This is a genomic window from Nocardiopsis sp. CNZ308 (genome assembly GCF_004217075.1).
In genome coordinates this window covers 1,201,041-1,226,894 of the sequence record NZ_SHKJ01000001.1, presented here as the reverse complement: position 1 = coordinate 1,226,894, position 25,854 = coordinate 1,201,041, and the positions used below count along the sequence as shown (strand labels likewise).

At 74.0% G+C, this 25,854-nt stretch carries 18 protein-coding genes; 9 read left to right on the top strand and 9 right to left on the bottom strand.

Features of this window, described 5'->3' with window-relative positions; all coding sequences use genetic code 11:
- Positions 1 to 25: 25 nt before the first annotated feature.
- On the bottom strand, positions 26 to 712 hold the full coding sequence (locus EV372_RS05175; protein ID WP_130395074.1) for a peptidylprolyl isomerase: 687 nt from the start codon (positions 710 to 712) through the stop codon (positions 26 to 28).
- A gap of 285 nt (positions 713 to 997) precedes the next feature.
- On the opposite strand from EV372_RS05175, the gene EV372_RS05170 reads away from it, so the two are divergent.
- Both EV372_RS05170 and EV372_RS05165 read left to right on the top strand, forming a co-directional pair.
- Positions 998 to 1,810 (top strand): helix-turn-helix domain-containing protein, encoded by an 813-nt coding sequence (locus EV372_RS05170; RefSeq protein ID WP_130395073.1) that lies wholly within the window; start codon positions 998 to 1,000, stop codon positions 1,808 to 1,810.
- A gap of 65 nt (positions 1,811 to 1,875) precedes the next feature.
- Positions 1,876 to 3,084: an amidohydrolase gene (locus tag EV372_RS05165; RefSeq protein ID WP_130395072.1), complete on the top strand. Its 1,209-nt coding sequence runs from the start codon at positions 1,876 to 1,878 to the stop codon at positions 3,082 to 3,084.
- A 70-nt stretch (positions 3,085 to 3,154) separates the two neighbouring features.
- Here EV372_RS05165 and EV372_RS05160 read toward each other — a convergent pair whose 3' ends face one another.
- Positions 3,155 to 3,979: a TIGR03089 family protein gene (locus tag EV372_RS05160; protein ID WP_130395071.1), complete on the bottom strand. Its 825-nt coding sequence runs from the start codon at positions 3,977 to 3,979 to the stop codon at positions 3,155 to 3,157.
- Between the two features lie 97 nt (positions 3,980 to 4,076).
- Between EV372_RS05160 and EV372_RS05155 the strand changes: the two genes are divergently transcribed.
- From EV372_RS05155 to EV372_RS05145, 3 genes are read left to right on the top strand one after another with little or no spacing between them, the layout of a single operon-like run.
- On the top strand, positions 4,077 to 6,125 hold the full coding sequence (locus tag EV372_RS05155) for a hypothetical protein (protein ID WP_130395070.1): 2,049 nt from the start codon (positions 4,077 to 4,079) through the stop codon (positions 6,123 to 6,125).
- 54 nt (positions 6,126 to 6,179) lie between these two features.
- A complete protein-coding gene (locus EV372_RS05150; protein WP_130395069.1) occupies positions 6,180 to 7,115 on the top strand; it encodes a glycosyltransferase family 2 protein in 936 nt (311 codons plus the stop codon).
- A complete protein-coding gene (locus tag EV372_RS05145; RefSeq protein ID WP_130395068.1) occupies positions 7,112 to 8,230 on the top strand; it encodes a glycosyltransferase family 4 protein in 1,119 nt (372 codons plus the stop codon). The genes EV372_RS05150 and EV372_RS05145 overlap by 4 nt, the downstream gene beginning before the upstream one ends.
- 67 nt (positions 8,231 to 8,297) lie before the next feature.
- Here EV372_RS05145 and EV372_RS05140 read toward each other — a convergent pair whose 3' ends face one another.
- The 3 genes from EV372_RS05140 to EV372_RS05130 all read right to left on the bottom strand — a co-directional run bounded on the left by EV372_RS05140 (position 8,298) and on the right by EV372_RS05130 (position 11,228).
- On the bottom strand, positions 8,298 to 9,383 hold the full coding sequence (locus EV372_RS05140) for a CU044_5270 family protein (RefSeq protein WP_130395067.1): 1,086 nt from the start codon (positions 9,381 to 9,383) through the stop codon (positions 8,298 to 8,300).
- Positions 9,380 to 9,985 carry an RNA polymerase sigma factor gene (locus tag EV372_RS05135; RefSeq protein ID WP_130395066.1) on the bottom strand — a complete coding sequence of 202 codons (606 nt, stop codon included), beginning with the start codon at positions 9,983 to 9,985 and terminating at the stop codon, positions 9,380 to 9,382. Before EV372_RS05135 ends, EV372_RS05140 begins: the two co-directional genes overlap by 4 nt.
- Positions 9,986 to 10,271: 286 nt before the next feature.
- Positions 10,272 to 11,228, bottom strand: coding sequence for a lysylphosphatidylglycerol synthase domain-containing protein (locus EV372_RS05130; RefSeq protein WP_130395065.1), 957 nt, complete (start codon positions 11,226 to 11,228; stop codon positions 10,272 to 10,274).
- 239 nt (positions 11,229 to 11,467) lie between these two features.
- Between EV372_RS05130 and EV372_RS05125 the strand changes: the two genes are divergently transcribed.
- Positions 11,468 to 14,095, top strand: coding sequence for a bifunctional FO biosynthesis protein CofGH (locus tag EV372_RS05125; protein ID WP_130395064.1), 2,628 nt, complete (start codon positions 11,468 to 11,470; stop codon positions 14,093 to 14,095).
- Positions 14,096 to 14,245: 150 nt separating this feature from the next.
- Here EV372_RS05125 and EV372_RS05120 read toward each other — a convergent pair whose 3' ends face one another.
- The 4 genes from EV372_RS05120 to cofD form a co-directional block, all read right to left on the bottom strand.
- Positions 14,246 to 15,508, bottom strand: a complete 1,263-nt coding sequence (locus EV372_RS05120; RefSeq protein ID WP_130395063.1) for a glycosyl hydrolase family 18 protein — start codon at positions 15,506 to 15,508, stop codon at positions 14,246 to 14,248.
- 342 nt (positions 15,509 to 15,850) lie between these two features.
- Positions 15,851 to 17,434, bottom strand: coding sequence for a Na+/H+ antiporter (locus EV372_RS05115; protein ID WP_130395062.1), 1,584 nt, complete (start codon positions 17,432 to 17,434; stop codon positions 15,851 to 15,853).
- Between the two features lie 123 nt (positions 17,435 to 17,557).
- Positions 17,558 to 18,853: a coenzyme F420-0:L-glutamate ligase gene (locus EV372_RS05110; RefSeq protein ID WP_013154773.1), complete on the bottom strand. Its 1,296-nt coding sequence runs from the start codon at positions 18,851 to 18,853 to the stop codon at positions 17,558 to 17,560.
- Complete coding sequence (cofD, locus tag EV372_RS05105) at positions 18,850 to 19,839, bottom strand: 2-phospho-L-lactate transferase (protein WP_130395061.1); 990 nt, start codon at positions 19,837 to 19,839, stop codon at positions 18,850 to 18,852. The genes EV372_RS05110 and cofD overlap by 4 nt, the downstream gene beginning before the upstream one ends.
- Positions 19,840 to 20,079: 240 nt before the next feature.
- Between cofD and EV372_RS05100 the strand changes: the two genes are divergently transcribed.
- The 3 genes from EV372_RS05100 (at position 20,080) to EV372_RS05090 (ending at position 25,752) form a co-directional block, all read left to right on the top strand.
- Positions 20,080 to 21,393, top strand: coding sequence for a hypothetical protein (locus EV372_RS05100; protein ID WP_130395060.1), 1,314 nt, complete (start codon positions 20,080 to 20,082; stop codon positions 21,391 to 21,393).
- A gap of 238 nt (positions 21,394 to 21,631) precedes the next feature.
- Positions 21,632 to 21,919 carry a WhiB family transcriptional regulator gene (locus EV372_RS05095; protein ID WP_013154770.1) on the top strand — a complete coding sequence of 96 codons (288 nt, stop codon included), beginning with the start codon at positions 21,632 to 21,634 and terminating at the stop codon, positions 21,917 to 21,919.
- Between the two features lie 419 nt (positions 21,920 to 22,338).
- A complete protein-coding gene (locus EV372_RS05090; RefSeq protein ID WP_130395059.1) occupies positions 22,339 to 25,752 on the top strand; it encodes a glycosyltransferase family 2 protein in 3,414 nt (1,137 codons plus the stop codon).
- Positions 25,753 to 25,854 lie beyond the last annotated feature (102 nt).

Sequence of the window (25,854 nt, the reverse complement as noted above, 5' to 3'; positions counted from 1 at the left end):
CGCGGCGGCCCCGGACACGGGCCGTCTACTCCGCGCGGTGCACGGTGACGGACTCGATGGTCACGTCCTGGGTGGGGCGGTCGTTCATGTCGGTCTCGACGTTGGCGATGCCGTTCACCACCTCCATGGACGCCTCGTCCGCGACGTGCCCGAAGATCGTGTGCATGCCGTTCAGGTGCGGGGTGGGCTCGACGGTGATGAAGAACTGCGAGCCGTTGGTGTTCGGGCCGCGGTTGGCCATGGCCAGCACGCCCGGCTCGGAGAACTCGCGGCCGGAGTCGAACTCGTCCTCGAAGGTGTAGCCCGGGCCGCCCTGACCGGTGCCCTGCGGGTCGCCGCCCTGGATCATGAAGTTGTCGATCACCCGGTGGAACACGGTGCCGTCGTAGAACGCGGCCTCGCCCGTCGCGGGGTTGGGCACGCCCTCGCCCTCGGCCAGGCCCACGAAGTTGGCCACTGTGACGGGCGCCTCCTCGGGGAACAGCTCCAGTTCGATGTCGCCCTCGCTGGTGTGCAGCGTGGCGCCCTCGACTCCGGTGACGTCCACCTCGGCGGGGCCGCCGGTCTGCTCGGAGGCGGTCTCCTCCGGTGTGCCGCCGCCCTCCGATCCGCCCTGGTCGGCCGGGGCTGCGGCGCCGTTGGCGCAGGCGGAGGCGGCGAGCAGGGCGGTGCAGGCCAGGAGGGCTGTCGCCGGGAGGGGCAGAAGCTTCATCGGTTCACTTCCGGAAAATGAGGATCGCGGCTGGGCGGCACACAGGCTACTCGGCCGGGGGAAGCGCCCTCGTCAGCGGGTTGGCTTTCCGTCATGGCGCGACCACGGTCCGCCCCCGGGGCCCCTCCGCCGCGAGGCCCCGATGACTTGTCACGGATCGCCGTACCCGTCCGGTCGCTTGACCGGCGACCCCGGCACGGGAGAGGGTCGGAAGAAGGACGGGGCGGGGCGCCGGCGGTGTGCCGGGAGCGAGGCCCCGCCTGGCGCTGGAGGGAGGGAAGTGGATTGAACACCGCACTGCCGTCCGCGATGTGGCTCCCCTTCGCCGCGAGGGTACTGCGCGCGCGCTCCGACAGGGGGGTCTCACGCGCCGAACTCGCCGCGACGGTCGGGGTGACCGACGACAAGCTCCGCGAGGTGGAGAGCGCGCACTGCCGGCCGGCCCGCTCGCTGGTCGAACGGGTGGACACCGCCCTGGGCGCCGAACACCAGCTCGTGGACGCCTGGGCGATCACCCTCCAGGCCGAGGCCTTCCCCAACGAGTTCGGCGACCAGCGCGAGCTGGGCGTCCACGCCACCCACCTCTGGGAGCACCAGCCCATGGCGGTCCCGGCGTTCCTGCGCACCCGCGAGTACTCGCGCGCGGTGCTGCGCCCGCGCCATCCGGACCTGTCCCCGGACGAGGTCGAGGAGATGGTGGAGGAGGAGATGGCCCACCGGGCCGCGATGACCGGGACGGAGGGGCCCGTGCTGCGGGTGGTCCTCAACGAGTCGGCCCTCCAGCGGCCGCAGGGCGGCGCCGCCGTCCTCAACGCCCAGCGCGACTTCCTCGCCGACCTGATCGAGGCGGGCATCGTCACCATGGGCGTCATCCCCGAGCAGACCCCGAACCACCCCGGTCTGGGCGGCGCCTTCCGGCTGATGGAGTTCGCCGACCGGCCCAGCATGGTCTACGCGTTCGCGGCAGAGGGCGGGGACCTGACCGCCGATCCCGAGCAGGTGGGCCGCTGCACCACGGTGCGCGACGCCATCGAGGCCGCGACCGTGGAACTCACGCCGGGGTCGGAGCTGCTCACCGCCCGCTGGCCGACGGGGTAGCGGGCCGCCCGCCCGAGCCCCGGAGGGCTTGGGGATACGCCCCGTGATGGGCTAGGTTGCCCGCCATGGATATCGCGATCACATCCGGATACGTCGTTCCCGTCGACGGAGACCCCATCGACGGGGGCACCGTCCTCATCTCCGACGGCCGGATCGCCGCCGTCGGCGCCGACGTCACGGTCCCCGAGGGGGCCACCGTCGTCGACGCCTCCGGCAAGTGGGTGCTCCCCGGCTTCGTGGAGGCCCACGGCCACATCGGCATCGACGAGGAGGGCATCGGCTGGGCCGGTGACGACACCAACGAGATGACCGACCCCAACGGCGCCCGCATGCGCGCGCTGGACGCCATCAACCCCGCCGACCGCGGCTTCGCCGACGCCCTGTCCGGAGGCGTCACCAGCTCGGTCGTCAAACCCGGTTCGGGCAACCCCATCGGCGGCCAGACCGTGGCCATCAAGTGCTGGGGCCGCAGCATGGAGGACCGCCTGATCCGGCACCCGGCCAGCGTCAAGAGCGCCCTGGGCGAGAACCCCAAGCGGGTCTACGGCAACAAGGACAAGCTGCCCTCCACCCGCCAGGGCGTGGCCGCCGTCATCCGCGACGCCTTCACCAAGGCCCAGGACTACCGGGCCAGGCGCGAGCACGCGGCCTCGGAGGGCACCCCGTTCGAGCGGGACACCACCCTGGAGGTGCTGGTCCGGGTCCTGGACGGCGAACTCCCGTGGTGCCAGCACACGCACCGCGCCGACGACATCCACACCGCGATGCGCCTGTCCGACGAGTTCGGCTACCGGTTGATCATCAACCACTGCACCGAGGGCCACCTGCTGGCCGACGAGATCGCCGCGCGCGGCATCCCCGTCATCACCGGCCCGCTCATGACCAGCCGCTCCAAGGTGGAGGTCAACAACAAGACCCTGGCCAACCCCGGCATCCTCGACCGGGCGGGCGTCAAGGTCGCCCTGACCACCGACCACCCGGTCGTCCCGATCGAGTTCCTGGTCCACCAGGCCACCCTGTGCGTCAAGGAGGGCATGGACCCGCGCTCCGCGATCCGCGCCCTCACGGTCAACCCCGCCGAGATCATGGGCATCTCCGACCGGGTCGGCTCCCTCAAGCCGGGCCTGGACGCCGACGTGGTCGTGTGGTCGGGCGACCCGCTGGACGTGATGAGCCGCGCCCTGCGCGTGTTCGTCGAGGGCCGCGAGGTCTACACCTACGACGAGGCCACACGCGAGCGCACCGTGCTCGACGCCTACTACCGCGAGGGCTGAACGGCCGCGCCGGGACCCCCCGACCCCGGGTCGCCGGACGCGCCGCCCAGGAGCCCGGGGGACACGTCCCCTAGGAGAGCCCCACCGTCCGGAAGGGGGCCCCGTCCGGCAGCGCCGCGCCACCGGACCCCTCGGCCCCGCGCACCGCCACGGTGACCTTCTCCATGCCGGTCCTGCGCAGCACCTCGTCCGGGTCCGCGGAGCCCAGCGGCGTCAGGACGAGCGGCGCGCCCGCCGCGACCGGGGCCAGCAGCAGCTCCGCTCCCTCCCCGAGCAGGGTCAGCGGGGCGTCGGGTTCGGCGAACAGCGCCACCCGGTCCTCGGCGTCCAGCTCCCACCGCCGCGCCCAGTCGCGGCCCCCGGCGGTCAGCTCCGCGCCGGTCCGGACGCCGAGCCCGCGCAGCGCGGGCGCCCCCGGGTCCACGGGGTAGGGCGAGAAGTGGTCGCCGTGCCCGCGCACCTCCACCGAGTAGTCGAGCACCATGGGCGGCACCTCGGCCAGCGGCAGCCCCAACGGGTGCAGAGACGTGCCCACCACCTCCTCGGCGCCGCTGTCCAGGGCGGCCTCCAGGCGGTCGGCGTCGGCCACGGCGACCTGGGCGCCCTCGGGCAGGTCCGCGCCGGGCCGCGCGAACTCCGCCACGGCCCCCACCGACCAGCACGAGACCAGCCACACCAGCGACTGCCAGTGCACCGGCAGGGCCAGTACCACCCGGTCGTCCGGCTGCGCCCCCAAGCCGTCCACCAGCATGTTCGCGGTCTTGGACACCCAGTTGTCGAAGGTGGCGCGCGACAGCTCCACCCGGCCGCCCGAGGCGTCGTAGGAGGTCACGAAGGGGCGGGAGGGGTCGTCGGAGACCAGGGCGCGCCACAGCTGCGCGGGAGTTTCGGACATGCCCGCCACTCTAGGGCGTCACGCGGGGTCCGCGCGGACCCCGCGCGCGAGCCGCCACGGGTGTGCGTTGGTGCCGGGGAGCTGTCAGAGTTGCCCCATGCGCTTGCTCCCCGGACGGTTCCTCGCCCGTGCCACCGCGCTCCCCGCGATCGCCGTCTCGGCCTGGCTCCTGGTGGCCTTCCCCCTCCTGGCCCTGGGCTCCCTCACCCCGCTGACGGCAGCCGTCCTCGGAACGCCCGCCGTGCTCGCGGCCTGCCTCCTGGTGCCCCGGCTCATCCCGGACCCGCCAGAGGAGGAGGACGCGCCCTGGTGGCCGGTCGTCCTCGTCGTGCTGATCACGGTCGCCTTCGCCGCCGTGCAGATCGCCTACCACGCCGAGGCCCTGGTCATCCGCCGCGACCCCGCCTCCTACGCCATGTACACGGCGTGGATCGCCGAGAACGGGTTCCTGCCCATCCCGCAGCAGCGCGAGCTGATCGCGGGCGACGACCCCTCGCTCAGCTACCAGAGCCTGGCCCACTACCAGCGCGGCGACGCCATCTGGCCGCAGTTCATGGCCGGTGCGCCCCTGGTGACCGCCATCGGCTACTGGCTGGGCGGGCTCGACGGGATGCTCGTCACGACGCCGGTCCTGGGCGCGCTGGGCGTGCTCACCTTCGCCGGGCTCACCGCGCGCCTGGTCGGGATCCGCTGGGCGCCCCTGGCCGCCCTGGTCCTGGCCGTGTGCCTGCCCCAGCAGTGGGTCAGCCGCTTCACCTACAGCGAGCCGGTCACCCAGATCCTGCTGCTGGGCGGCCTGGTCCTGGCCTACGACGCGCTCGTGCGGCGCACCCGGATCACCGACCGGTGGTCGGCCGCGCACACGTTGGCCGCCGTGGCGGGACTGGCGTTCGGCCTGGGGCTGGTGGTGCGCATCGACGCGATCCGCGACCTGCTGCCCGTGGTCGGGTTCGTCGGTCTGCTGCTGCTCGCCCGCCGGGGACAGGCCCTGCCGCTGCTGGGCGGGCTGGCCGCGGGCGTGGGGCTGGGCCTGTACGCCGGGTACGGGCTGTCCCTGCCCTACTTGGAGTACCTCTCCGACTCCCTCAACCCCCTGCTGCTCATCAGCGCCGTCGTCATCGCCGTCACCGTCGCTGCCACCGCCGCCTTGTGGCGCCACGGCGTTCCGCGCGTGGAACGCGTGCGCCGACTGCCCGACGCGGTGGCCGCGCTCGCCCTGCTCGCCATGGTGCTGTTCGCCGTCCGCCCCCTGCTGTGGCCGGACTACGGGCACGGCAGCGACTTCACCGACGGATGGGTCGCCTACGTCCAGCAGCGCGAGGGCCTGCCCGTCGAGGGCAGCCGCACCTACTACGACATGAGCCTGTACTGGGTGGGCTGGTACGTGGGCCTGGCCGCGGTCCTGTTCGCCTCGCTCGGCGTCGCCCACGTGCTGCGCCGCCTCTTCCAGCGGCGCGACCCCCAGTGGCTGCTGCCCGCCATGCTGCTGGTGTGGACGGTCGGCACCACCCTGCTGCGGCCCGCCATCACCCCCGACCACCCCTGGGCCAGCAGACGCCTGATCGCCCTGGTCATCCCGGCGTTCATCCTGTTCGCCGTCTGGTTCCTGGCCTGGCTCACCCGCTACTGCGCCGTGGCCGCCCACTCCGGCCGGAGCACGGCGGCGGCCCGCGCCCTCCCCGTCGTGGTCGCCGCCAGCGCCTCGGTGGCGCTGATCGTCCCCACCGCGGGCACGGCGGCCGGGATCATGGGGTACAGACAGGACGTCGGCAGCGTCGCCGCCGCGCACCGGCTCTGCGCGGCGCTGTCGGAGGACGCCTCGGTGGTCGTGGTCGACTCCGACATGGCCGGGAACTACATGCCGCTGCTGCGCAACGTCTGCGGGGTGCCCACCGCGTCCATGGACGAGCCGACCCCCGGGGACGTGGACCGCGTGGTCTCCGAGATCCACGAGCGCGACCGCGACGCCGTGCTCGCCGCCTCCGACTGGCAGGTCCTGGAGGACCTCACGGGCGGCGAGGCCGAGCCCGAGCGCCCCTTCCACGTGAACGCCCGGATGGACCCGAGTACCCTCATGGAACCGCCGACCGGTTCCTGGGCCTTCAGGGGAAACGTGTGGGTGTACGTGTTCCCCGACGGGGGATGAGTGCCCGGCCCGGCCCCCTCCCGAACCCGCCCCGATCCCGTCGAAGAAGAACCCATGAGCCACAGAAGCGACGACGCACCCAGGCAGCACGGCGAGGACCAGCCGGTCCGCGTCACCATCGTGCTCCCCTGCTACAACGAGGAGAACCACGTCGTCGACGAGGTCAAACGGATCTGCGGCGCCATGGACGCCTCCGGGTACTCCTACGAGCTGCTGGCCGTGGACGACGCCTCCACCGACGCGACCCTGGCCCGGCTGCGCGAGGTGGAGCCCCTCTACCCGCACATGCGCGTCATCGCGTTCGGGCACAACGGCGGGTCGGGCACCGTCCGCCGGATCGGCAGCCAGCGGGCCCGCGGCGAGTTCGTCGTGTGGACCGACGCCGACATGAGCTACCCCAACGAGCGCATCCCCGAGCTGGTCGGCATGCTGGAGGAGGACCCCGGGACCGACCAGGTCGTGGGCGCGCGCACGCAGGAGATGGGCAGCCACAAGGCCCTGCGGGTGCCCGCCAAGTGGGTCATCCGCAAGATCGCCGAACGCCTCACCAACACCCGCATCCCCGACCTCAACTCGGGGCTGCGCGTGTTCCGCCGCGAGGTCGCCCGCCCCTACCTGCGGCTGCTGCCGCCCGGGTTCTCCTGCGTCACCACCATCACGCTGGCCTTCCTGTCCAACCAGCACCCGGTCAGGTACGTGCCGATCGAGTACGCCAAGCGCGCGGGCACGTCCAAGTTCCACTTCGTGGGCGACGCCTACCGCTACATCCTCCAGGTGCTGCGCATGGTGATGTACTTCAACCCGCTCAAGGTGCTCATGCCGCCCTCCCTGGTGCTGCTGGGGGTCGGCACCGTCAAGTTCGTCTTCGACCAGGTGCGCAACCCGCTCTACATCCCCAACAACACCGTCATGATCCTCATGACGGGGCTGATCATCGCGGCGATCGCCCTGCTGGCCGACCTCATCGTGCGCTCCAGGGAGAGCGCGTGAGCCCGGCGGCGCGGGTGGCCCTGGTCGGGCCCGCCCACCCCTACAAGGGCGGCGGTGCCCGGCACACCACCGAGCTGGCGCACCGGCTGAGCGCACTGGGCCACCCCACGGCCGTGGAGTCCTGGCGGGCGCAGTACCCGGCCGCCCTCTACCCCGGACGGCAGACCATCGAGGTCCCCGAGGGCGAGCCCTATCCCGGCACCCGCCACGAGCTGGCCTGGTACCGGCCGGACGGGTGGTGGCGGACGGGGCGGCGCCTGGCCCGCGAGGCCGACCTGGTGGTGCTCACCCTGTTCTCCCCGGTGCAGGTGCCCGCCTACCTCGGCGTCCTCGCCGGGGTGCGCTCCGTGCGGCGTTCCGGGGGAGCGCGGGTGGTGGCGCTGTGCCACAACGTGCTGCCCCACGAACGGCGTGCCGTGGACGTGTCCCTCGTGCGGGCCCTGCTGCGGAGGGTGGACGGCGTGGTCGCCCACTCGCCCGAGCAGGCGCGCCTGGCCGAGGGGCTCAGGGCGCTCGGGGCGCGGCGGCCCGTGGTCGCCCGGATGCCCCCGCACCTGCCCGAGACCGGCGGCGCGGTCGCCCCGGCGCCGGGGGAGCGGCGGCACCTGCTGTTCCTGGGCATCGTCCGCCCCTACAAGGGGGTGGACCTGCTGCTGCGCGCCCTGGCCGACGGAGCGCCCGGGGACGTGGCGCTCACCGTGGCCGGGGAGTTCTGGGGCGGCACGGCGGAGCTGGGGGAACTGGCCGCCCGGCTGGGGATCGCCGACCGGGTGCGGCTGCGGGACGGGTACGTCCCCGCGGCCGAGCTGCCGGAGCTGTTCGCCTCGGCCGACGCGGTGGTGCTGCCCTACCGCACCGCCACCGCCACCCAGAACGTGTGGCTGGCGCACGAGCACGGGGTGCCGGTGGTGGCCACCCGGGCCGGAACCCTCCCCGACCACGTGCGCGAGGGGGTCGACGGCCTGCTGTGCGCGCCGGGCGACGCCGCCGACCTGGCCCGCGCGCTGGGGGAGTTCTACGCGCCGGGGGAGCCCGAGCGGCTGCGCGCCGGGGTCCGCCCGGTGGAAACCGAGCCGTACTGGCGGGCCTACACCGAGCGGCTGCTCGGGGCCTGAACCCGTACGCCGGGGAGGACGCGGAGCGGCCCCGGGCCCGAGCGACGGGGAACCGGGGCCCGCGCGGTCACTCGGGCCGCTCGTCCGTCCAGCCCATGGACTCGTGGAGCCGGTAGCTGGCCACGTCTCCGGGCCCCAGCCAGGCGGAGTCCGAGGCCGCGGGCTCGATCACGACCAGCTCGTCGGACAGCAGCGCGCCCGTCTCCGGGTCGAAGAGGAGGCGCTGCTCGTACGCACCCGACTCCCCCGGGCCGACGCCGTAGGCCAGGCCGACGGCGGGCCGTCCCGACAGGTCGGTCACGCCCTCCAGCGGACGGGCCCCGGGGAGCCGCGCGAGCACGGTGTACACGCCCGCCCGCACCTCGGGCGGAAACGGGTACTCCAGCATGAGCGCGATGGACGCCGCGTTCTCGTCCACCGCGGCCTCCTCGGAGGTGGACAGCAGCTCCGACAGCTCCTCCGGGTCCGGGGGCAGGGCCTGCAGCTCCTCGAACGTCAGCACCTGGGTGCCGAGGGCGTACGCCACGGGTCGGCCCTCGTCGGGAGGGCCGAGGTCGGACAGGTCCGGAGGGACCTCCCCGCTCAGGGTCTCGGGGTCGGAGGGCCAGTAGGTGGGGCGGCCGTCGCGTTCCCAGGCGTCCCGGTCCTCCTGCCGCAGCAGGGACCAGTCGGCCGATACCACCCGGTCCGTGGTGACCCCCTCCTCCATGACCGTCCACGTCTCCCAGGTCTGGAGCCCGTAGATCCCGTACTGCTCCTCCCCGGCACCCGCGCTCCGGGAGCCGCCGCGGACGGTGCGTACGTACCAGGCTCCGCCGTCGGCCTCCTGGGAGCGTGCGGCCTCGATGACGGGCTCCATCACCTCCCTCGCGTCGGAGGCGTCCCCGGGCTCCTCGGAGGAGGAGGGGCCGGGCCCCACCGCGACCGAGTCCGGCTCCGGGGCGCCGACCGGGCCCAGGACCAGGAAGGCGAACACGGCGGCCGCCACGAGCACGGCGGCGCCGGACAGCGCCAGGGGCAGCAGGGCGACCGGGCGGGAACGGGACGGCGGCCGACCGCCGCCCGGCCGCCAGCCGGTGCGCATCCTCAGCTCCTCGACACCGGGTTCGGGGACGCCCGCCCGCATGCGGCGCAGGATCTCCATCTCGTTCATGGGCGGCTCTCCTCGTGGGTCGGCAGGGCGGGACCGAGGGCGGTGCGCACGCGCTTGCGGGCGCGGTGGAGGCGGGAGCGCACGGTGCCCACGGGAATGCCGAGCACCAGGGCGGTCTCCTCGTAGGTCAGCTCTCCCCAGGCGATCAGGAGCAGGACGTCGCGGTCCCCCCTGGAGAGCCGTGCCAGGGCGGCGGCCAGGTCGCCGGACAGCGCTGTGGCGTCCACGCGCGCGACCGCGCGGTCGGCGAAGCCCTCCAGGACGGGGTCCACCCCGGTACGGGCCAGGGCCCGGTAGTGGCGCGTCTCCGTGCGGTGGTGGCGCCGTACCAGGTTGGCGGCGATCCGCCACAGCCAGGGGCGGGCGTCGGGCCGCCCCGGGTCGTAGCGGTGGCGTTTGCGGAAGGCGGTGTGGAAGGTCTCGGCCACCACGTCGTCGGCGTCCGGGCCGCCCAGCCGCCGGGCGGCGTAGCGGTGCAGGGCGGGCGCGTGGCGGCGGAAGACCTCGCCGAAGCGCGCCGGTTCCTCCAACGATCGCAGGATGACGGACGCGTCGGTCTCCGCGCCGTCGGGCGCACCGGCCCGGGAGGCGGCAGGGGGCATGGGGGATCCCATCGCTTCGGGTTCTGTCGGGGGCGGTCTCACACCCGTGGTAGCCCGATCCGGGGAGGAGGGTTCGCGGACTGTCCGGGGTTTCGGGTGTGCCGCTCGTCACTCCCGGGCCGCTGCCGCGCGGTCGTCACGTCCGGACCACCGGTCCGACCATCGCGGTCGGTCCCCGGCCGCCACTCGCGGACGCCTGGTCCCGGGCATCACTCCGGCGCCTCCGTTCCCGCGCGGTTCGGGCGCACCCGTCACCCCGGGCGCGCCCGGGGCGGAGCGGACCGGGTCAGGGACGCGGTCCGGGCACGGCCTCCGGCCCCGGCACGGCCCGTCGGGACAGCAGCACCGACAGCCCCGCCCAGGCCACGTCCGCCACGGTCATCACCAGCCGCGACAGCACCGCCACCACCAGCGCGGCTCCGGCGTCCACCACCGGTGCCAGCGCCACCACCAGCACCGCCTCGCGCACCCCCAGGCCCGCCGGGGCGAACACCACCAGCAGCCCCAGCGTCCACGCCAGCGCGTAGGCGCCCACCGCCGGACCGATCGACCGCAGCGCCTCGCCGCCCACCGCCCAGGTCAGCAGCCACACGTGCAGGCCCAGGGGCACCCACGCCGCCAGGGTCCACCCCACGGCCGCGGCCATGGACCTCCCGCGCACGTCCAGGGGCCCGGCCTCGGCGACCTCGCGGAACCGGGCGAAGGGGCGGGCCGCCAGCCGGATCCCCCAGCCGACCACGCGCGGGTGCAGCGCGGCGAGCAGCAGGGGCGCCAGCGCCAGCGCCCACCACCAGCGGCGGGCCGCCTCCGCCGACGACAGCGGCAGGGCCACCGCCGCGACCGCCAGACCGGCCGCGACCGTCACCCCCACCGCGAGCAGGGTCGCCGCCGCACCGCGCGTGCGCGGCACGTTCCAGTCCCGGGCCAGCTCCACCTGGGCCACGAAGGCCCACACCGAACCCGGCAGGTACTTGCCGAGCTGCCCCACGAACATGACGCGGGCCGCCGTGCGGCGGGGCAGGGGGGAGCCCATCCCGGCCAGCAGCGCGCGCCAGGCGAGCATCTGCGCGGTGAGCCCCGCCATGCCCGTCAGCACCGCCGCGGGCAGCACCCACAGGGGCAGCGCCGCCGCGGCGTCCCGGGCCTGTGCCCAGTTCGCGCGCAGGGCCAGCCCCACGCACACGCACACCACCAGCAACAGCGCCAACCGCACCCACGGGCTACTGCGCAGCCGACTCAGCACGTGGCCTCCCTCCCGTACGTGCCGACCCTACGCCGCCCGCGCACCCACCGGCCCCCGTGGACGTTCCGGACCAGCGGGCCACATCGTGCACTCCTGGCCCACGGGCCCCACCACGCCCTCGAGGCCCCTCCCGCACTCCCGACCAGCGGCGGAACCCGGCGGTGACGCCCCGCACACATCCGGCGCCGCCGGTGGTGCGCCCGCGCGCGCGAAAGGACCGGGGCGTAGGGTTGCGCCCTATGAGTGGTGCGAACGACCCGGCCCCCGTCCCCTCCCCGACCCCGTCCGCCATGCGCAGGGCCCTGGCCCGCGCCCGGGACGGCAAGACCCTCGACGTCACCGAGGCCGAGGTGCTCCTGCACGCCAGGGGCGAGGACCTGGACGTCCTCCTCGAACACGCCGGAAGAGTGCGCGACGCCGGACTGGAGGCCGCGGGCCGCCCCGGGGTCGTCACCTACAGCCGCAAGGTGTTCGTCCCCCTGACCCGCCTGTGCCGCGACCGCTGCCACTACTGCACGTTCGCCACGGTGCCCGGCCGCCTCGACGCCCCGTTCCTGTCGCCCGACGAGGTCCTGGACATCGCCCGGCGGGGCGCCGGGATGGGCTGCAAGGAGGCCCTGTTCACGCTCGGCGACCGGCCCGAGGACCGCTGGAAGCAGGCCGCCGAGTGGCTCAACGCCCACGGGTACGACGACACCCTGTCCTACGTGCGGGCCATGGCCGTCATGGTGCTGGAGGAGACCGGCCTGCTCCCGCACCTGAACCCGGGCGTGCTCACCTGGGCCGACCTCCAGCGCCTCAAGCCCGTCGCCCCCTCCATGGGGATGATGCTGGAGACCACCTCCACCCGGCTGTTCACCGAGAAGGGCCAGGCCCACTACGGCAGCCCGGACAAGGACCCGGCGGTACGGCTGCGCGTGCTGGAGGACGCCGGGCGCTCCAGCGTCCCCTTCACCACCGGCATCCTCCTGGGCATCGGTGAGAACACCGCCGAGCGCGCCGAGTCGATCTTCGCGATGCGCGGCGCCTCCCGGCGCTACGGCGGCGTCCAGGAGGTCATCGTGCAGAACTTCCGCGCCAAGCCCGCGACCGCGATGATGCACCGGCCCGACGCCGAACGCGAGGAGATGGCCGCCGCCATCGCCGTCACCCGCCTGGTCATGGGGCCCAGGGCGCACGTGCAGGCGCCGCCCAACCTCATCGGCGCCGAGCACGGGGGCGTGGACGAGTACGGGCTGATGCTGCGCGCGGGGATCGACGACTGGGGCGGCGTCTCCCCGCTCACCCCCGACCACGTCAACCCGGAGCGGCCCTGGCCGCAGATCGACGACCTGGCCGCGCGCACCGCCGCCCACGGCTTCGCCCTGCGCGAGCGGCTCACCGTCTACCCCGAGTACGTCCTGGCCGGGGAGCCCTGGCTGGACCCGCGCGTGGCCGGGCACGTGGCCGCCCTCGCCGACCCCGAGACCGGCCTGGCCCGCGAGGACGCGCCTGTGGTGGGCCGCCCCTGGCAGGAGCCCGAGGCGGTGCTGGTCTCCTCCGGCCGCACCGACCTGCACACGGGGATCGACGCCGAGGGGCGCACCGCCGACCGCCGCGGCGACTTCGACGCCGTCTACGGGGACTGGGACGAGCTGCGCTCCGGCGTGGACCGCGAGGGGGCCGTGCCGCGCAGGTTCGACCCCGACATCGCGGCGGCCCTGCGCAGCGCCGAGTCCGATCCCGCGGGGCTGTCCGACGACGAGGCGCTCGCCCTGCTGCACGCCGACGGGGCCGAGTTGGAGGCGCTGACCGACCTGGCCGACCGGGTGCGCCGGGACGCGGTCGGCGACGACGTCACCTACGTCGTGACCAGGAACATCAACTTCACCAACGTCTGCTACACCGGCTGCCGCTTCTGCGCGTTCGCCCAGCGCCGCACCGACGCCGACGCCTACACGCTCTCCCTGGAGCAGGTCGCCGACCGGGCCGAGGAGGCCTGGAAGGCCGGGGCGACCGAGGTGTGCATGCAGGGCGGCATCCACCCGGACCTGCCCGGCACCGCCTACTTCGACATCGCCGCCGCCGTGCGCGAGCGCGTCCCGGACATGCACGTCCACGCGTTCAGCCCGATGGAGGTGGTCAACGGGGCGGCGCGCACCAACCTGCCGGTCCGCGAGTGGCTGCTGCGCGCCCGCGAGGCCGGACTCGGCTCCGTGCCGGGCACCGCCGCCGAGATCCTCGACGACGAGGTCCGCTGGATCCTCACCAAGGGCAAGCTGCCCGCGGCCGAGTGGATCGACGTCATCACGTCCGCGCACGACCTGGGCATCCCCACCACGTCCACGATGATGTACGGGCACGTGGACTCGCCCAGGCACTGGGTGGCGCACATCAAGCTCCTGCGCTCCCTCCAGGAGCGGTCGGTGGAGCGCAACGGCCGCCGGGGGTTCACCGAGTTCGTCCTGCTGCCGTTCGTGCACACCAACGCGCCCATCTACCTGGCCGGGCTGGCCCGCACCGGGCCGACCGTCCGGGAGAACCGCGCCGTGCACGCCCTGGCCCGCCTGCTGCTGCACGGGCACATCGACAACATCCAGTGCTCGTGGGTCAAGCTCGCCGAGGACACCTGCCGCCAGCTGCTCTCGGGCGGGGTGAACGACGTCGGCGGCACCCTGATGGAGGAGACCATCAGCCGGATGGCCGGGTCGGGGCAGGGGTCGTTCAAGACCATCAGCGACATCCGCGCCCTGGTCGAGCCGACGGGCCGCCCCGTCCGCCAGCGCACCACGACCTACGGTCCGGTGCCGCGGGAGCGCCAGCGCGCGGCCGAGGCCAGCGACGGCGTGGCCCCCAGCGTCCGGCGCCCCTCACTGCCGCTGGTCTAGACGCCGGAGGAGGGGGTGAAGCGCCGGGGGACGGCGCTTCACCCCCTCCTCGTGGGGGCCGGCGGCCCGTCACCCGTGGGGAGTGTGCGACGGGCCGCCGGGGAGCCGCGCGTGACGGAAGGGGTGGGGACCCTCCCGCGCGGCCTCGGGTCAGCAGGTGCCGACGAGCCTCCAGACGCCCCACTCGCCGGTGGTGCCCGGCTCCTCGCCGCGGGTCCACCACTGGGCGCGGTACTCCGAGCCCCCGTGGGAGACCACGTCGCCGCCGGTGTAGACGCTGTCGGCCGTCCAGGCCGCGGCGGTGCAGTCGCCGGGCTGCTCGGTGGGCTCCTCGGTCGGCTCCTCGGTGGGCCCGCCGCCGCTGCCGGGGCCGGTGGCCAGGCGCGCCGAGATGGTCTCGGCGAAGGCGTAGCCGCTGGTGGCGTCCCAGTTGATGGACCAGGTCATCACACCGCCGATGGGGCCGTACGGGGTGGCGGGGGAGAAGGAGCCGCAGTCGGTCCCGGCCTCCAGGCAGTCCAGGGCGCGCACGACCTGGCTGGGCGCCATGTACCCGCCCCCGGCGGCGGACTGCACGGCGGGCAGCCCGAGGCCCACCTGGTCCGGGCTCAGGCCCATCTCCAGCTGGATGCAGGCCAGCGCGGCGAGGAAGTCCGGGGTGCCCTGGTGGTACACCTGGCCGTCACACCCCAGCATCGAGCCGGAGTTGTAGTACTGCATGTTGACGATGGTGAGGATGTCGGAGATGTCCGACGCGAGCTTGTAGTACTCCCGGTCGGGGCTCTGGAAGTCGATGGTCTGCGGCGCCATCGTGATGATCAGGTCCGACCCGGCCCGGCCGCTCAGGTCGTGCAGGGCCTGGGACATGTACTGGGCGTTGATGCCGTGCTCCAGGTCGATGTCGACCCCGTCGAAGCCGTAGTCCTGCATCAGCTGGTACACGGTGTCGGCGAAGTTGTCCGCCTGGGTGGCGTTGGCGACGTCCACGTGGCCGCGCTCGCCGCCCACGGAGATGATGACCTTGCGGCCCTCGGCCTGGATGGCCGCGATGTCGTCGCGGAACTGCTGGTCGGTGTAGCCGCCCAGCTCGCCGCTGGCCAGGTTGAACGTGATTCCGCCGTCGAGGGTGGGGTGGTTGTCGGCGAAGGCGACGGCCACCAGGTTGTACTCGGAGGGGATCTCCGACAGCGGCATCACGGTGGAGCCGTTGTCGAAGTTGTGCCAGTACCCGGTGAGCCACTGGCCGGTCTGCTGGACCCGGGCGGAGTCGCTGTCGGACACGGTCTCGACCTCGGCGGGCGCGGGGGAGAGCTGGCTGAAACCGGCGAGGAGTCCGGCGGTCAGGAGGGCGAGGGCGCCGGTCAGCGCGGCCTTCGCGGCCCTGGGGGCCTTCCTGAGGCGGTGTTCGGGCATCGGGGGTTGCTCCTGTCGTCGAGCGGGGGTGACGAAGGGGCTCTGTGAGCCGCTAATTGTTAGGAAACTTTAAAGTTGTCACGCGGCCGCGTCAACGGAAACGGTAAGGAAAGTTTGTAGTTTTTCTGGGGGCCTCAGTGCTTTTCCCCAGCCTCAAAAGCCTCTTCAGCACCAGGAGAGGCGGCCACCGCGTCCACCGCTCGTCACAGTCCGTGCGCGCCCGCGCGGACGTCCGCGCCCCGCGGTCTCTGGTTCCCACACATTCACACGCGGCGTGCGGAACGGCCCCGGAGGCCCTGGCTCCCACGGAGGAGGCGGACCCGGCCCCGGCCGCCCCGCGACTCACGAGCCGTACGGACCCGCCCCCGTGTCCCGGATGTCCAGGTCCCGGCTCATCTCCTGGAACACGGCGTGGTCGATGTCGCCCTCCCGGTACATCGACACCAGCGCGTCCCTGCGCGCCTGCGTGATCTGCGCGTGCACGGCCCTGCCGCTGTCCACCCGTTCGCGCGCCCGCCCGTCCGCGGCGTCCATCAGCCCCCGCACCTGAGAGACGCGCCGCGTGTACACCGCGCGCAGCGAGTCGGCGGTGCGGTCGTCCACCTCGCCCTCCCGCAGCAGCTCGTCCACCTTGCTCAGCGCCGCGCAGCTCATCTGCTCGTCCGCCCGCAGGAACTCCATCCGCCGCGCGCCCTCGCGCGCCATGCCCAGCTTGCGCAGCAGCAGCGGCAGCGTCATCCCCTGTCCCACCAGCGTCCCGAGCACCACGACCCCCGCCACGAACACCAGCGCGCCCCGCTCGGTGAACGGTTCACCGCCCAGCGCCGCGGGCAGGGACAGGGCGATCGCCAGCGACACCGCCCCGCGCATCCCGCTCCACCCGACGACCAACCGCTCCCGCAGGTCGGCGCCCTCCAGTTTCGAGAACGGCGGGATCCGGTGCAGCGGGATCACCACCAGCATCAGCCCCATGCGCAGGGCGACCGCCGCGGCCGTCGTCGCCAGTGCCACCCACACCAGGTCCAGGAAGGCGAACTGGTCCCGCACCGCCGTGACCACCGAGTCCAGCTGCAACCCCAGCACCACGAACAGCATCGACTCCAACAGCCCCACGAGGGCGCCCCAGATCGTCTGCCCGTTCACCCGCACCCGCGGCGGCAGCAGGCCCTCGCCGCGCGTGCCCAGGTAGAAACCGGCGACCACCGCCGCCAGCACCCCGGAGAACCCCGCCATCTCCGCCGGGATGTAGGCCGCGAACGGCGTGATCAGCACGACCATCAGCTGGAGGGACGGATCCCGCATGCGGGTCCGCGACCACGACACCGCCAGGGCCACCACGGCGCCGTAGACCAGGCCGCCCGCCACGACCTTCACCAGCTCGACCAGGCCCTCCTCGGGCGTGAGCGGGTGCGCCATGGCGGTCACGGCCAGGCTGAACAGGGTCAGCGCGACCCCGTCGTTGATGAGGGACTCGCCCTCCAGGAGGGTCAGCACCCGGCGCGGGGTGCCCACCCGCTTGAGGATCGCCGAGGCCGCCACGGCGTCGGTCGGCGCGACGGCGGCGCCCAGGGCGATCGCCGCGGGCCACCCCACCGACGGCATCAGCAGGTGGACGATCCCCGCCAGGCCGAAGGCCGTCAGCAGCGTCACCCCCACCGCCAGCACCACGATGGGGCGCGCCAGCTCGCGCATGTCCTTGGGAGAGGAGAAGAACGCGGCGTTGTAGATCAGCGGGGGCAGGAACACCAGCAGGATGACCTGGGGGGAGATCGACAGCGAGTGCAGCCAGGGCACGAGCCCCAGGACCATGCCCAGCAGCACCAGCACGACCGCGCCCGGCACCCGCAGCCGCCCCGCGACCAGTCGGCCGCAGATCACCGCGACCACGATCACCAGCGTGGCGACCACGTACTCCTCGACGGACACCCCGCACCTCCCCGCCGATCCCCGCACGCACCAGCATGGCGCTGCCGGGGCCCGCCGGTCGCCCTGACGCGCCGGTCGCCGGGGGAGAGGCCCCCGGCGACCACCGCGTCACCTGCCGGTCCGCTAACGCACGGCGACGAAGTCCTCCGGGTCGCGCGGCGGCCTCTCCTTCGGCGCCTCGGCCGCGTGCCCCACGGCCACCGCGCCCATCGGCCGCCACTCCTCGGGCACCTCCAGCACCTCGCGCACCACGTCCGCGCAGAACATGGTCGAGGAGACCCAAGCCGATCCCAGCCCCTCCACGGCCAGCCCCACCAGCAGGTTCTGCACCCCGGCGCCCATCGCCACCAGGAACATCGACCGCTCGGCGTCGGCCCGGCGCGCGTCCGGGTAGGGGTGCGCCCCGTCGGCCACCAGGAAGGGCACCACCAGGTACGGCGCGCCGCGCAGCACGTCGCCGCGCCGCGTGCGCCGGGCGATCTGCTCCTCGCTGAACCCGTCACCGCGCAGGTCCGCCACCCACGCCGCGAGCATCGCGTCCAGCAGCCGCTTGCGCGTGTGCGCCGACTCCACCAGCACGAAGCGCCACGGCGTGGTGTGGTGCGGCGCGGGAGCCGTCACCGCAGCGGCCACAGCCCGCCGCACCGCCGCCGGATCCACCGGCGCGTCGGTGAACGAGCGCACCGTCCGCCGGGCCGGGACCACGTCCCGCGACCCGTACCGGAACAGGTCGGCCTCGGGCGTGCGGATCAGCACCGCCGCCCCCGGACCGTCCTCCTCGGTGACCAGGCCGCCCAGTCCGCTGACCACCGCGACCGGGACCCCGTTCGTCTTGCCCTTGACCAGTTCGCCCGCCCCGGCGATCTCGTCGGCCACCGCGTTGACGGTCGCCTCCATGAGGTTGCCGTGGGTGTCGGCGGTGCCGCGCAGGTCCTGCACGGCGGACAGCCCGGCGGCGCCGATGGCCACGTCGGTCTGACCGATCCGCCACGGCCGCCCGAAGGTGTCGGACACGATCACACCGACGTTCACGCCCAGGCGCTCGCGCAGCCCGGCGCGCAGCGCGCGGGCGGAGGCGTCGGAGTCCTCGGGCAGCAGCAGCACGGTGCCGGGCTCGACGTTGGAGGCGTCCACCCCCGCGGCGGCCATGACCAGCCCCTGCCGGGTCTGCATGATCCCGGTCCTGCCCGTGCGGGCCACCACCCGGACGGTCTCGGAGGCGACGGCCTCCTCCCGGTCCATGCGGCGGGCGCGGCCCTCGGCCTTGCTCACGATCTTGGAGGTGACCACGAGGATGTCCCCGTCGGCCAGCGCGGTCCCGGAGGCGGCCACCGCCTCGGCGACCAGGGCCGACAGGTCGTCGCCCGACCGCACCTCGGGGATGCCGCCGAGCCCGCGTACGCGCAGTTCGGTGCTCACTCGCCGCCTCCCCGCCTCTGCGCCAGCTCCACGGCCAGGTCCACGGCCGCCCGCGCGAGCGCCTCGGTGGCGGCGGGGTCGCTCATGTACAGGGGACGTGAGCGCACCTCGATCCCCTCCACCTCGGTGCCCGCGTCGGCCTCGTCCACCAGCCAGCCGTCCAGCAGGTCGGCGCCCAGGTGCGCGGCGACCGCGCCCGCGCTGGTCTCCACCCCGATCGCGCTCAGGCAGGCGTCGGCCATGCCGCGCACCGGCGCTCCGCCGATGATGGGGGAGACGCCCACCACGGTCTTGGCCGCCATGGCCTCGCGGATCCCGGGGACGCCCAGGACCGATCCCACGCTGACCACCGGGTTGGACGGGGGCAGGATCACGGCGTCGGCCTCGGCGATCGCCTCCAGCACGCCGGGCGCGGGCTTGGCCGTCTCGGCTCCGACGCTGACGATCCGTTCGGCGGGCAGCGCCGCGCGGTGCCGGATCCACCACTCCTGGAAGTGGATGGCCCGGCGCCCCTCGCCGTCGTCGACGACCACGTGCGTCTCGACCTGGTCGTCGGTCATCGGCAGCAGCCGCACGCCCGGACGCCAGCGGTCGCACAGCGCCTCGGTGACCGCCGAGAGGGGGAACCCGGCGGCGAGCATCTGCGTCCGCACGATGTGGGTGGCGGTGTCGCGGTCGCCCAGGCCGAACCAGGTGGGCTTCATGCCGTAGGCGGCGAGCTCCTCCTTGACGGTGAAGGACTCGTCGGTCCGGCCCCAGCCCTGCTCCTCGTTGATCCCCCCGCCGAGGGTGTACATCACCGTGTCCAGGTCCGGACAGATCCTCAGCCCGAACAGGGTGATGTCGTCACCGGTGTTGCCGATGACGGTGACGCTGCTGTCTGTGGTGTGCTCTTCGGTGGCCGACGCCACGGTTCCGAGCGCCGCCCTGAGGCCGCGGAGGAACCGCGCGCCGCCGATACCGCCAGCCGGTACGACTATCCGCATGCGTCCAAGTCTGGCAGTCTGGGGGCGTGTATGGGTCGTCTGCCCCGCCGTGGGCATGATCCGTGTGTGACCGTTCCGGTACCGGAGATCCGTGAACTCCGTGGCCTCGGTCGCCATCCCACTCTTCGGCCCCGCCCGGTGTCCCCACGTCCATGCCCGGACGCGGCCGATCCACACGTGACAGCCCGACGCCGTTCCCAACGACCCGACGGCGAAGCAGCAGTAGATGGGGAACCTCTCTTGAAGAACGAAACGCTAGAACGCCTGCGCCTTCCGGGGGCCTGGGTCCTGCTTGCAGCCGCGGGCGTGCTCATGCTCTCCGGGCTCATCCAGGTGATCGTCCGATCCAGCGGCTGGCGCTCGGAGACGTCCTTCGCCTCGGCCATGTACGACGCGGGCTCCGCCAACTTCTTCGGTGTGACCATCACGATCCTGGTCGCCGTCGCCGTGGCCCTCGTGCTGACCAGTGAGAGGACCAGGGCGGGCGCCTCCCCGGTCGTGCTGACCGCGATGATCGTCACCGGTGTGGGCCTGCTGTTCTGCCTGATCACGGTGATCTGCGGCTTCATCGACGCGATCAACATCGGCCACGGCTTCGCCCGGATGCTGGGGACCGTCGCCCAGGGCGCGGTTCTCGGCATCTTCGGCTTCGCCGCGCTCAAGGCCTTCAACGACCCCACCCTGGTCCCCAGGGTGGTGCGGCCGCAGAACGCCTACCCGCAGCAGTTCCCGCCCGCCACCGGCGCGCAGCAGTCCTTCGCCCAGCCGGCCTACCCGGGCCAGCCCGCCGACCCCACCCAGAGCGCCGCCCAGCAGTACGGCGTGGACCCCGCGCAGCAGGCCTACGGTCAGCAGTACGGGACCGACCCCGCCCAGCAGCAGTACGGGACCGGCGCCCAGCAGTCCTACGGCCAGCAGTACGGCACCGACGCCCCGGCCCAGCAGTACGGGACCGACCCCGCCCAGCAGCAGTACGGCACGGGCGCCCAGCAGTCCTACGGCCACCAGTACGGCACCGACGCCTCCGGGCAGCAGCCCGTCCAGCAGGGCTACGACGCCTCCCAGCAGTACGGCCAGCAGTACGGCGTGGACCCGGCCCAGCAGGCCTACGGTCAGCAGTACGGGACCGACCCCGCCCAGCAGCAGTACGGCACGGGCGCCCAGCAGTCCTACGGCCAGCAGTACGGCACCGACGCCCCGGGCCAGCAGCCCGCCTACGGCCAGCCGGGCGAGTACGCCTACGACCCGTCCCAGTACGCCCCGCAGAGCACCGAGCAGCAGCCCGCCTCCGGCGAGCAGGCCGCCCAGGACGCGATCCAGTACGGCTGGTACCAGGGCGCTGACCAGGGGCAGCAGGCGCAGGACACCCCGGCCGACAGCAATCTTGATCCTTTCTTTAACTCCGGTGAGAACAACGGCAACCAGACGCCCGGCCAGGGCGGGGGATCGTACGGAGGGCAGTACGGAGCGGGCACCGGATACGGCTCTGACCAGCAGGGACAGGGCGGAACCGGTGACCAGCAGGGGTGGTACGGCGGCGAGGACAAGCGCTGACCCGGCTCCGTCGGCCCGCGCTCCCCACCGCCTCGGAAGGACGTGAATTGCGTGGTAATCCGCAGAACGGACATCACCGGGCTGCCGTTGGCGGTTCGTTACATGATATTCAGTGGATTACCACGCAGGGCGCTTGACTCTCAGCAAGCGACCCACGTGTAATTTCAAGGTGGGATTCCACCCGGCCCGGGGGACGAAAAGGGCCGGGGACATCTATGGGGGGCAACAGGAGGTGCGCATGAGCGAGGTCATCCCGCTGGCGCACGGCTCGGATGAGGATCTGGGCTGGCAGGAGCGTGCCCTGTGCGCGCAGACCGACCCGGAGGCGTTCTTCCCCGAGAAGGGCGGCTCGACGCGGGAAGCCAAGAAGGTCTGCCAGTCGTGCGAGGTACGCGCGGAGTGCCTGGAATACGCGCTGGAGCACGATGAGCGCTTCGGCATCTGGGGGGGACTCTCCGAACGCGAGCGCCGCAGGCTGAAGAAAGCCGCCGGGGGAGATTTCGATTTCCTGGCGGAGATGCTGTAGGGCCGCGTGTGAGACGCGCGTCCGGGCCGCGAGCCCGGGCGCGCGTTTTTCATGTTCGGCCCCTTCCCCGGCGCGCGGCGATTGTGTCCGCGGTGCGGCCGGGGGCTGTAATGCCCGGATATGCCGGACCCTATTCGGATGTGTGTTCGAATAGGGCCTCCCCGTCGTGGTGTGAATGCTCCGATATGGTCGGCCGCAGCGGCGTGTGACGAATAGGCCCGTAATGGTGCCGAGTGGCGTAGGGTGATGTCCCGCGCGGGCCCTGTCCGGCCCCCAGGAGGTCACGAGGGCCGCGGTCGGCCGCGACGTCCCGCGCGCGGACCGCGTCCGGAGCGCGGTCGCGCCCGTCGGCCCCGCCCGGCCGGACCCCCGGACCCGATCGGGGCCGCGCCCCCTCCCGGAGAGAACCCACCACAGCCGTGCCTGACCAGGATTTCGCCCGACACGTCGTCACCGCGGTCATCGTCTCCCACGACGGCGCCCGCTGGCTGCCCGAGACGATGCAGGCGCTGCGCGGCCAGTCCTGGCCCGTGCAGCGGGCCGTCGCCGCCGACACCGGCAGCACCGACGACAGCGCCGAGGTCCTGGCCCGCTTCCTGCCCGCCGACGCCGTCGTGGGGCTGCCCGCCGACACCGGGTACGGCGACGCCGTCCGCGCCGCCCTGGAACTGCCGCGCTCCACCAGCGCCGTACGCGGCTTCGACGAGGACGCCACCGAGTGGATCTGGCTGATCCACGACGACCTCACCCCGGACCGGGACGCCCTCGCCCACCTGCTGGACGCCGCCGACCAGGACCCCCGCGCCGCCGTCCTGGGCCCCAAGCTGCGCGACTGGTTCGACCGCCGCCTCCTGGTGGAGGCGGGCGTGACCATCGACGGCGCGGGCCGCCGCGAGACCGGCCTGGAGCAGCGCGAGTTCGACCACGGCCAGCACGACGGCACACGCCAGGTCCTGGCGGTCTCCAGCGCGGGCATGCTCGTGCGCCGCGACGTGTGGGACCGCCTCGGCGGCTTCGACCCCTCCCTGCCGCTGTTCCGCGACGACATCGACTTCTGCTGGCGGGTGGGCGGTGCCGGACTGCGCGCCGTGCTCGTCACCGACGCGGTCGCCTACCACGCCGAGGCCTCCGCCCGGCGCCGCCGACCCATCTCCGCCACCCGCAACCACCCGCGCCGGGTGGACCGCCGCCACGCCGTCTTCGTGCTGCTGGCCAACCTGCCCCTGGGCGGCATGGTGGCCGCGCTGCTGCGCAACTCCGTGGCCTCGCTGCTGCGCGTGGTGGGGTACCTGCTCATCAAGCAGCCCGCCAACGCCCTGGACGAGGCCGCCGCGATCACCCTGGTCTACCTGCGGCCGCTCCGGCTGATGCGCGCCCGCTTCCGGCGCCGCCGCGACCGCCGCCGCACCTACAGCGCCATCCGGCCCTTCCTCGCGCGCGGCGTGGCCGTACGCCAGGTCCACGACGTGCTCACCGGGATCCTGTCCGGGGAGCCCGTGCGCAACACCCCCGGCCGCCACCAGGCCGTCACCGCGCCGCCCGCCGCCGAGGACGAGGACGAGATCCCCACGGACACCGCCGGCTTCGTGCGCAGCGTGCTCCTGCGGCCCGGGGCGCTGCTGGTCCTGGCCCTGGCCGCGGTGGCCCTCGTCGCCGAGCGCTCCCTGCTCCTGGGCGACCTCCTGGCGGGCGGCGCCCTGCCCCCGGTCGCGGGCGGCGCGGGCGACCTGTGGAACCTGTACCTGTCCGGCAGCCCCGACAGCGGGCTCGGCGCGGCCGACCCCGTCCCGCCCTACGTCGGACTGCTCGCCCTGCTGTCCACGCTCACCCTGGGCAAGCCCTGGCTGGCCGTCACGGTCCTCCTGCTGGGCTGCGTGCCCCTGTCCGGGCTGACCGCCTACCTGCTCGCCCGCGAGGTGCTGGGCTTCGGCCCCGCCCGCCTGTGGATGGCCGCGGCCTACGCGCTGCTGCCGGTGGCCACCGGCGCGGTCGCCCAGGGCCGCCTGGGCACCGCCCTGGTCCACGTCCTGCTGCCGGTGCTGGGACTGCTGCTGGTGCGGCTGGTGTCGATGCCGCCCAAGCCCTCGCGCCGCGCGGCCTGGGGGGTGGGCCTGGTCCTGACGGTCGCCACCGCGTTCGTGCCGATGGTGTGGCTTCTGTCACTGGTCACCGGCGTGCTGGTGGCCGTCGCCTTCGGCCACGTGGGCCGCCGGATCTACGTCAGCGTCGCGCTGGGCCTGGCCGTCCCGCTCGTGCTGCTGATGCCGTGGACGCTCGAACTGCTCCTGCACCCCAGCCTGTGGCTGCTGGAGGCGGGGCTGCACCGCCCCGGGCTGTCGGCGCCGGGCCCAACCCCGCAGGAACTGCTCATGCTCTCGCCGGGCGGCCCCGGGACACCGCCGTTCTGGGTCACGGCCGGGTTCGCCGTGGCCGCGCTGTGCTCCCTGCTGCTGCTCCGCAACCGGATGCTGGCCGCGGCGGGGTGGTCGCTCGCCCTGTTCGGGATCCTCGTGGCCATCCTGACCAGCCGGGTGGTCGTCGAGCCCTACTACGGCGGCCCCCCGGCGCCGGTCTGGCCCGGGGTCGCCCTGACCTTCGCCGCCACGGCGGTGCTGCTGTCGGCGGCGACCGCCGCGCGCTCCTTCGGCGACATGGTGCGCCTGGGCGGACCCAGGCGGGTCTTCGCGCTCGCCGTGGGACTGCTCGCCCTGGCGACCCCCGTCTGCGCCGCGGGCGTGTGGATGTGGGAGGGCGTGCGGGGACCGGTCACCGCGCACGCCGAACCCGTCGTCCCCGGCGCGCTGACCGGAGCCGGGACCGTCGAGGGCGGCGGGGACGACGGGGCGGGGACCCGGCCGCGCACCCTCGTGGTCACCGCCGACGGCGAGGGCGGCGTGGACTACCTGGTCGTGCGCGGACGCGAACCCCGTCTGGGAGAGGAGCAACTCGTGCCCGAGAGCGGGATCCGCGGGGCGATGGACCGGGCCGTGGCCGAACTCACCGTGGGCCAGGGCGGCGACCAGATGTACACCCTGGCCGACTTCGGCATCCAGTACGTGCTCTACCCGCGCCCGCGGATCAGCGGGCCCGCCGACGTCACCATGGTCGACACCCTGGACGGCACGCCGGGGCTGGAGCGGCAGTCGCTGTCGCGCCACTACGCGCTCTGGAGGCTGTCCACCCCCACCGGCGCGCTGCGGGTGGTCTCCGAGGACGGCGTCGAAACCGAGGTCCTCGCGGTGCGCGGGGACGCGGACGAGGTGAGCGCCCCGGTCCCCGAGGGCGGCACCGGGCGGCGGCTCGCCCTGGCCGAGGCCGCCGACAGCGGCTGGCGCGCCAGCCTGGACGGCGTCGAACTGGACCCCGTCCCCACCCAGAACGGAACCCAGGCCTGGGCGCTGCCCGTGGAGGGCGGCGACCTGCGCGTCTGGCACACCGACTACGTCCACGCGGCCTGGCTGCTCACGCAGGGGGTCCTGCTCACGGTGGTCGCGGTCCTCGCCGCGCCGGGTGTGCGGACCGAGGAGGAGGCGCGGCTGATCGAGGCCACGCCCACGCCCCGCCCGAGGCGGCCGGAGCGGTTGCGGCGCTCGGGGAGGTCCCGGGCGTCCTCGCGCCGGGGCTCACGCGCCAGGCCCGGCCGGTCGCGGCCCGGCGGTGAGGACTCCGGCGTACGCCCGGACGGGGACGCCGGAGCGGGCGCGCCGGAGGACGGCGTCCCGCCCGGTTCCGCGTCCGAGGAGGACACCGGCGCGCTGCCCGCCGTGCGGGGCGGGGGCCGCCGCCGGGGCACCCGCGGCGTGCGCAGGGGGGAGCGGCGCCGTGACCGCTGACCACGGGAGGAGGGCACGCCGGGGGAGCCCGGAGGGCGGTGTGCGGACGGCGGCCCCGCGACCGGGGGCGCCGCGCCGGGGAGCAGCAGACGAGGACACCGG

What these genes read in the sequence shown, in the direction of transcription:
- EV372_RS05155 (WP_130395070.1), top strand. Translation starts at nt 4,077, where the DNA reads ATGCGCTTGCTCCCCGGACGGTTCCTCGCCCGTGCCACCGCGCTCCCC.
- EV372_RS05165 (WP_130395072.1), top strand. Translation starts at nt 1,876, where the DNA reads ATGGATATCGCGATCACATCCGGATACGTCGTTCCCGTCGACGGAGAC.
- EV372_RS05150 (WP_130395069.1), top strand. Translation starts at nt 6,180, where the DNA reads ATGAGCCACAGAAGCGACGACGCACCCAGGCAGCACGGCGAGGACCAG.
- EV372_RS05140 (WP_130395067.1), bottom strand. Translation starts at nt 9,383, where the DNA reads ATGAACGAGATGGAGATCCTGCGCCGCATGCGGGCGGGCGTCCCCGAA.
- EV372_RS05125 (WP_130395064.1), top strand. Translation starts at nt 11,468, where the DNA reads ATGAGTGGTGCGAACGACCCGGCCCCCGTCCCCTCCCCGACCCCGTCC.
- EV372_RS05175 (WP_130395074.1), bottom strand. Translation starts at nt 712, where the DNA reads ATGAAGCTTCTGCCCCTCCCGGCGACAGCCCTCCTGGCCTGCACCGCC.
- EV372_RS05095 (WP_013154770.1), top strand. Translation starts at nt 21,632, where the DNA reads ATGAGCGAGGTCATCCCGCTGGCGCACGGCTCGGATGAGGATCTGGGC.
- EV372_RS05135 (WP_130395066.1), bottom strand. Translation starts at nt 9,985, where the DNA reads ATGCCCCCTGCCGCCTCCCGGGCCGGTGCGCCCGACGGCGCGGAGACC.
- cofD (WP_130395061.1), bottom strand. Translation starts at nt 19,839, where the DNA reads ATGCGGATAGTCGTACCGGCTGGCGGTATCGGCGGCGCGCGGTTCCTC.
- EV372_RS05120 (WP_130395063.1), bottom strand. Translation starts at nt 15,508, where the DNA reads ATGCCCGAACACCGCCTCAGGAAGGCCCCCAGGGCCGCGAAGGCCGCG.
- EV372_RS05160 (WP_130395071.1), bottom strand. Translation starts at nt 3,979, where the DNA reads ATGTCCGAAACTCCCGCGCAGCTGTGGCGCGCCCTGGTCTCCGACGAC.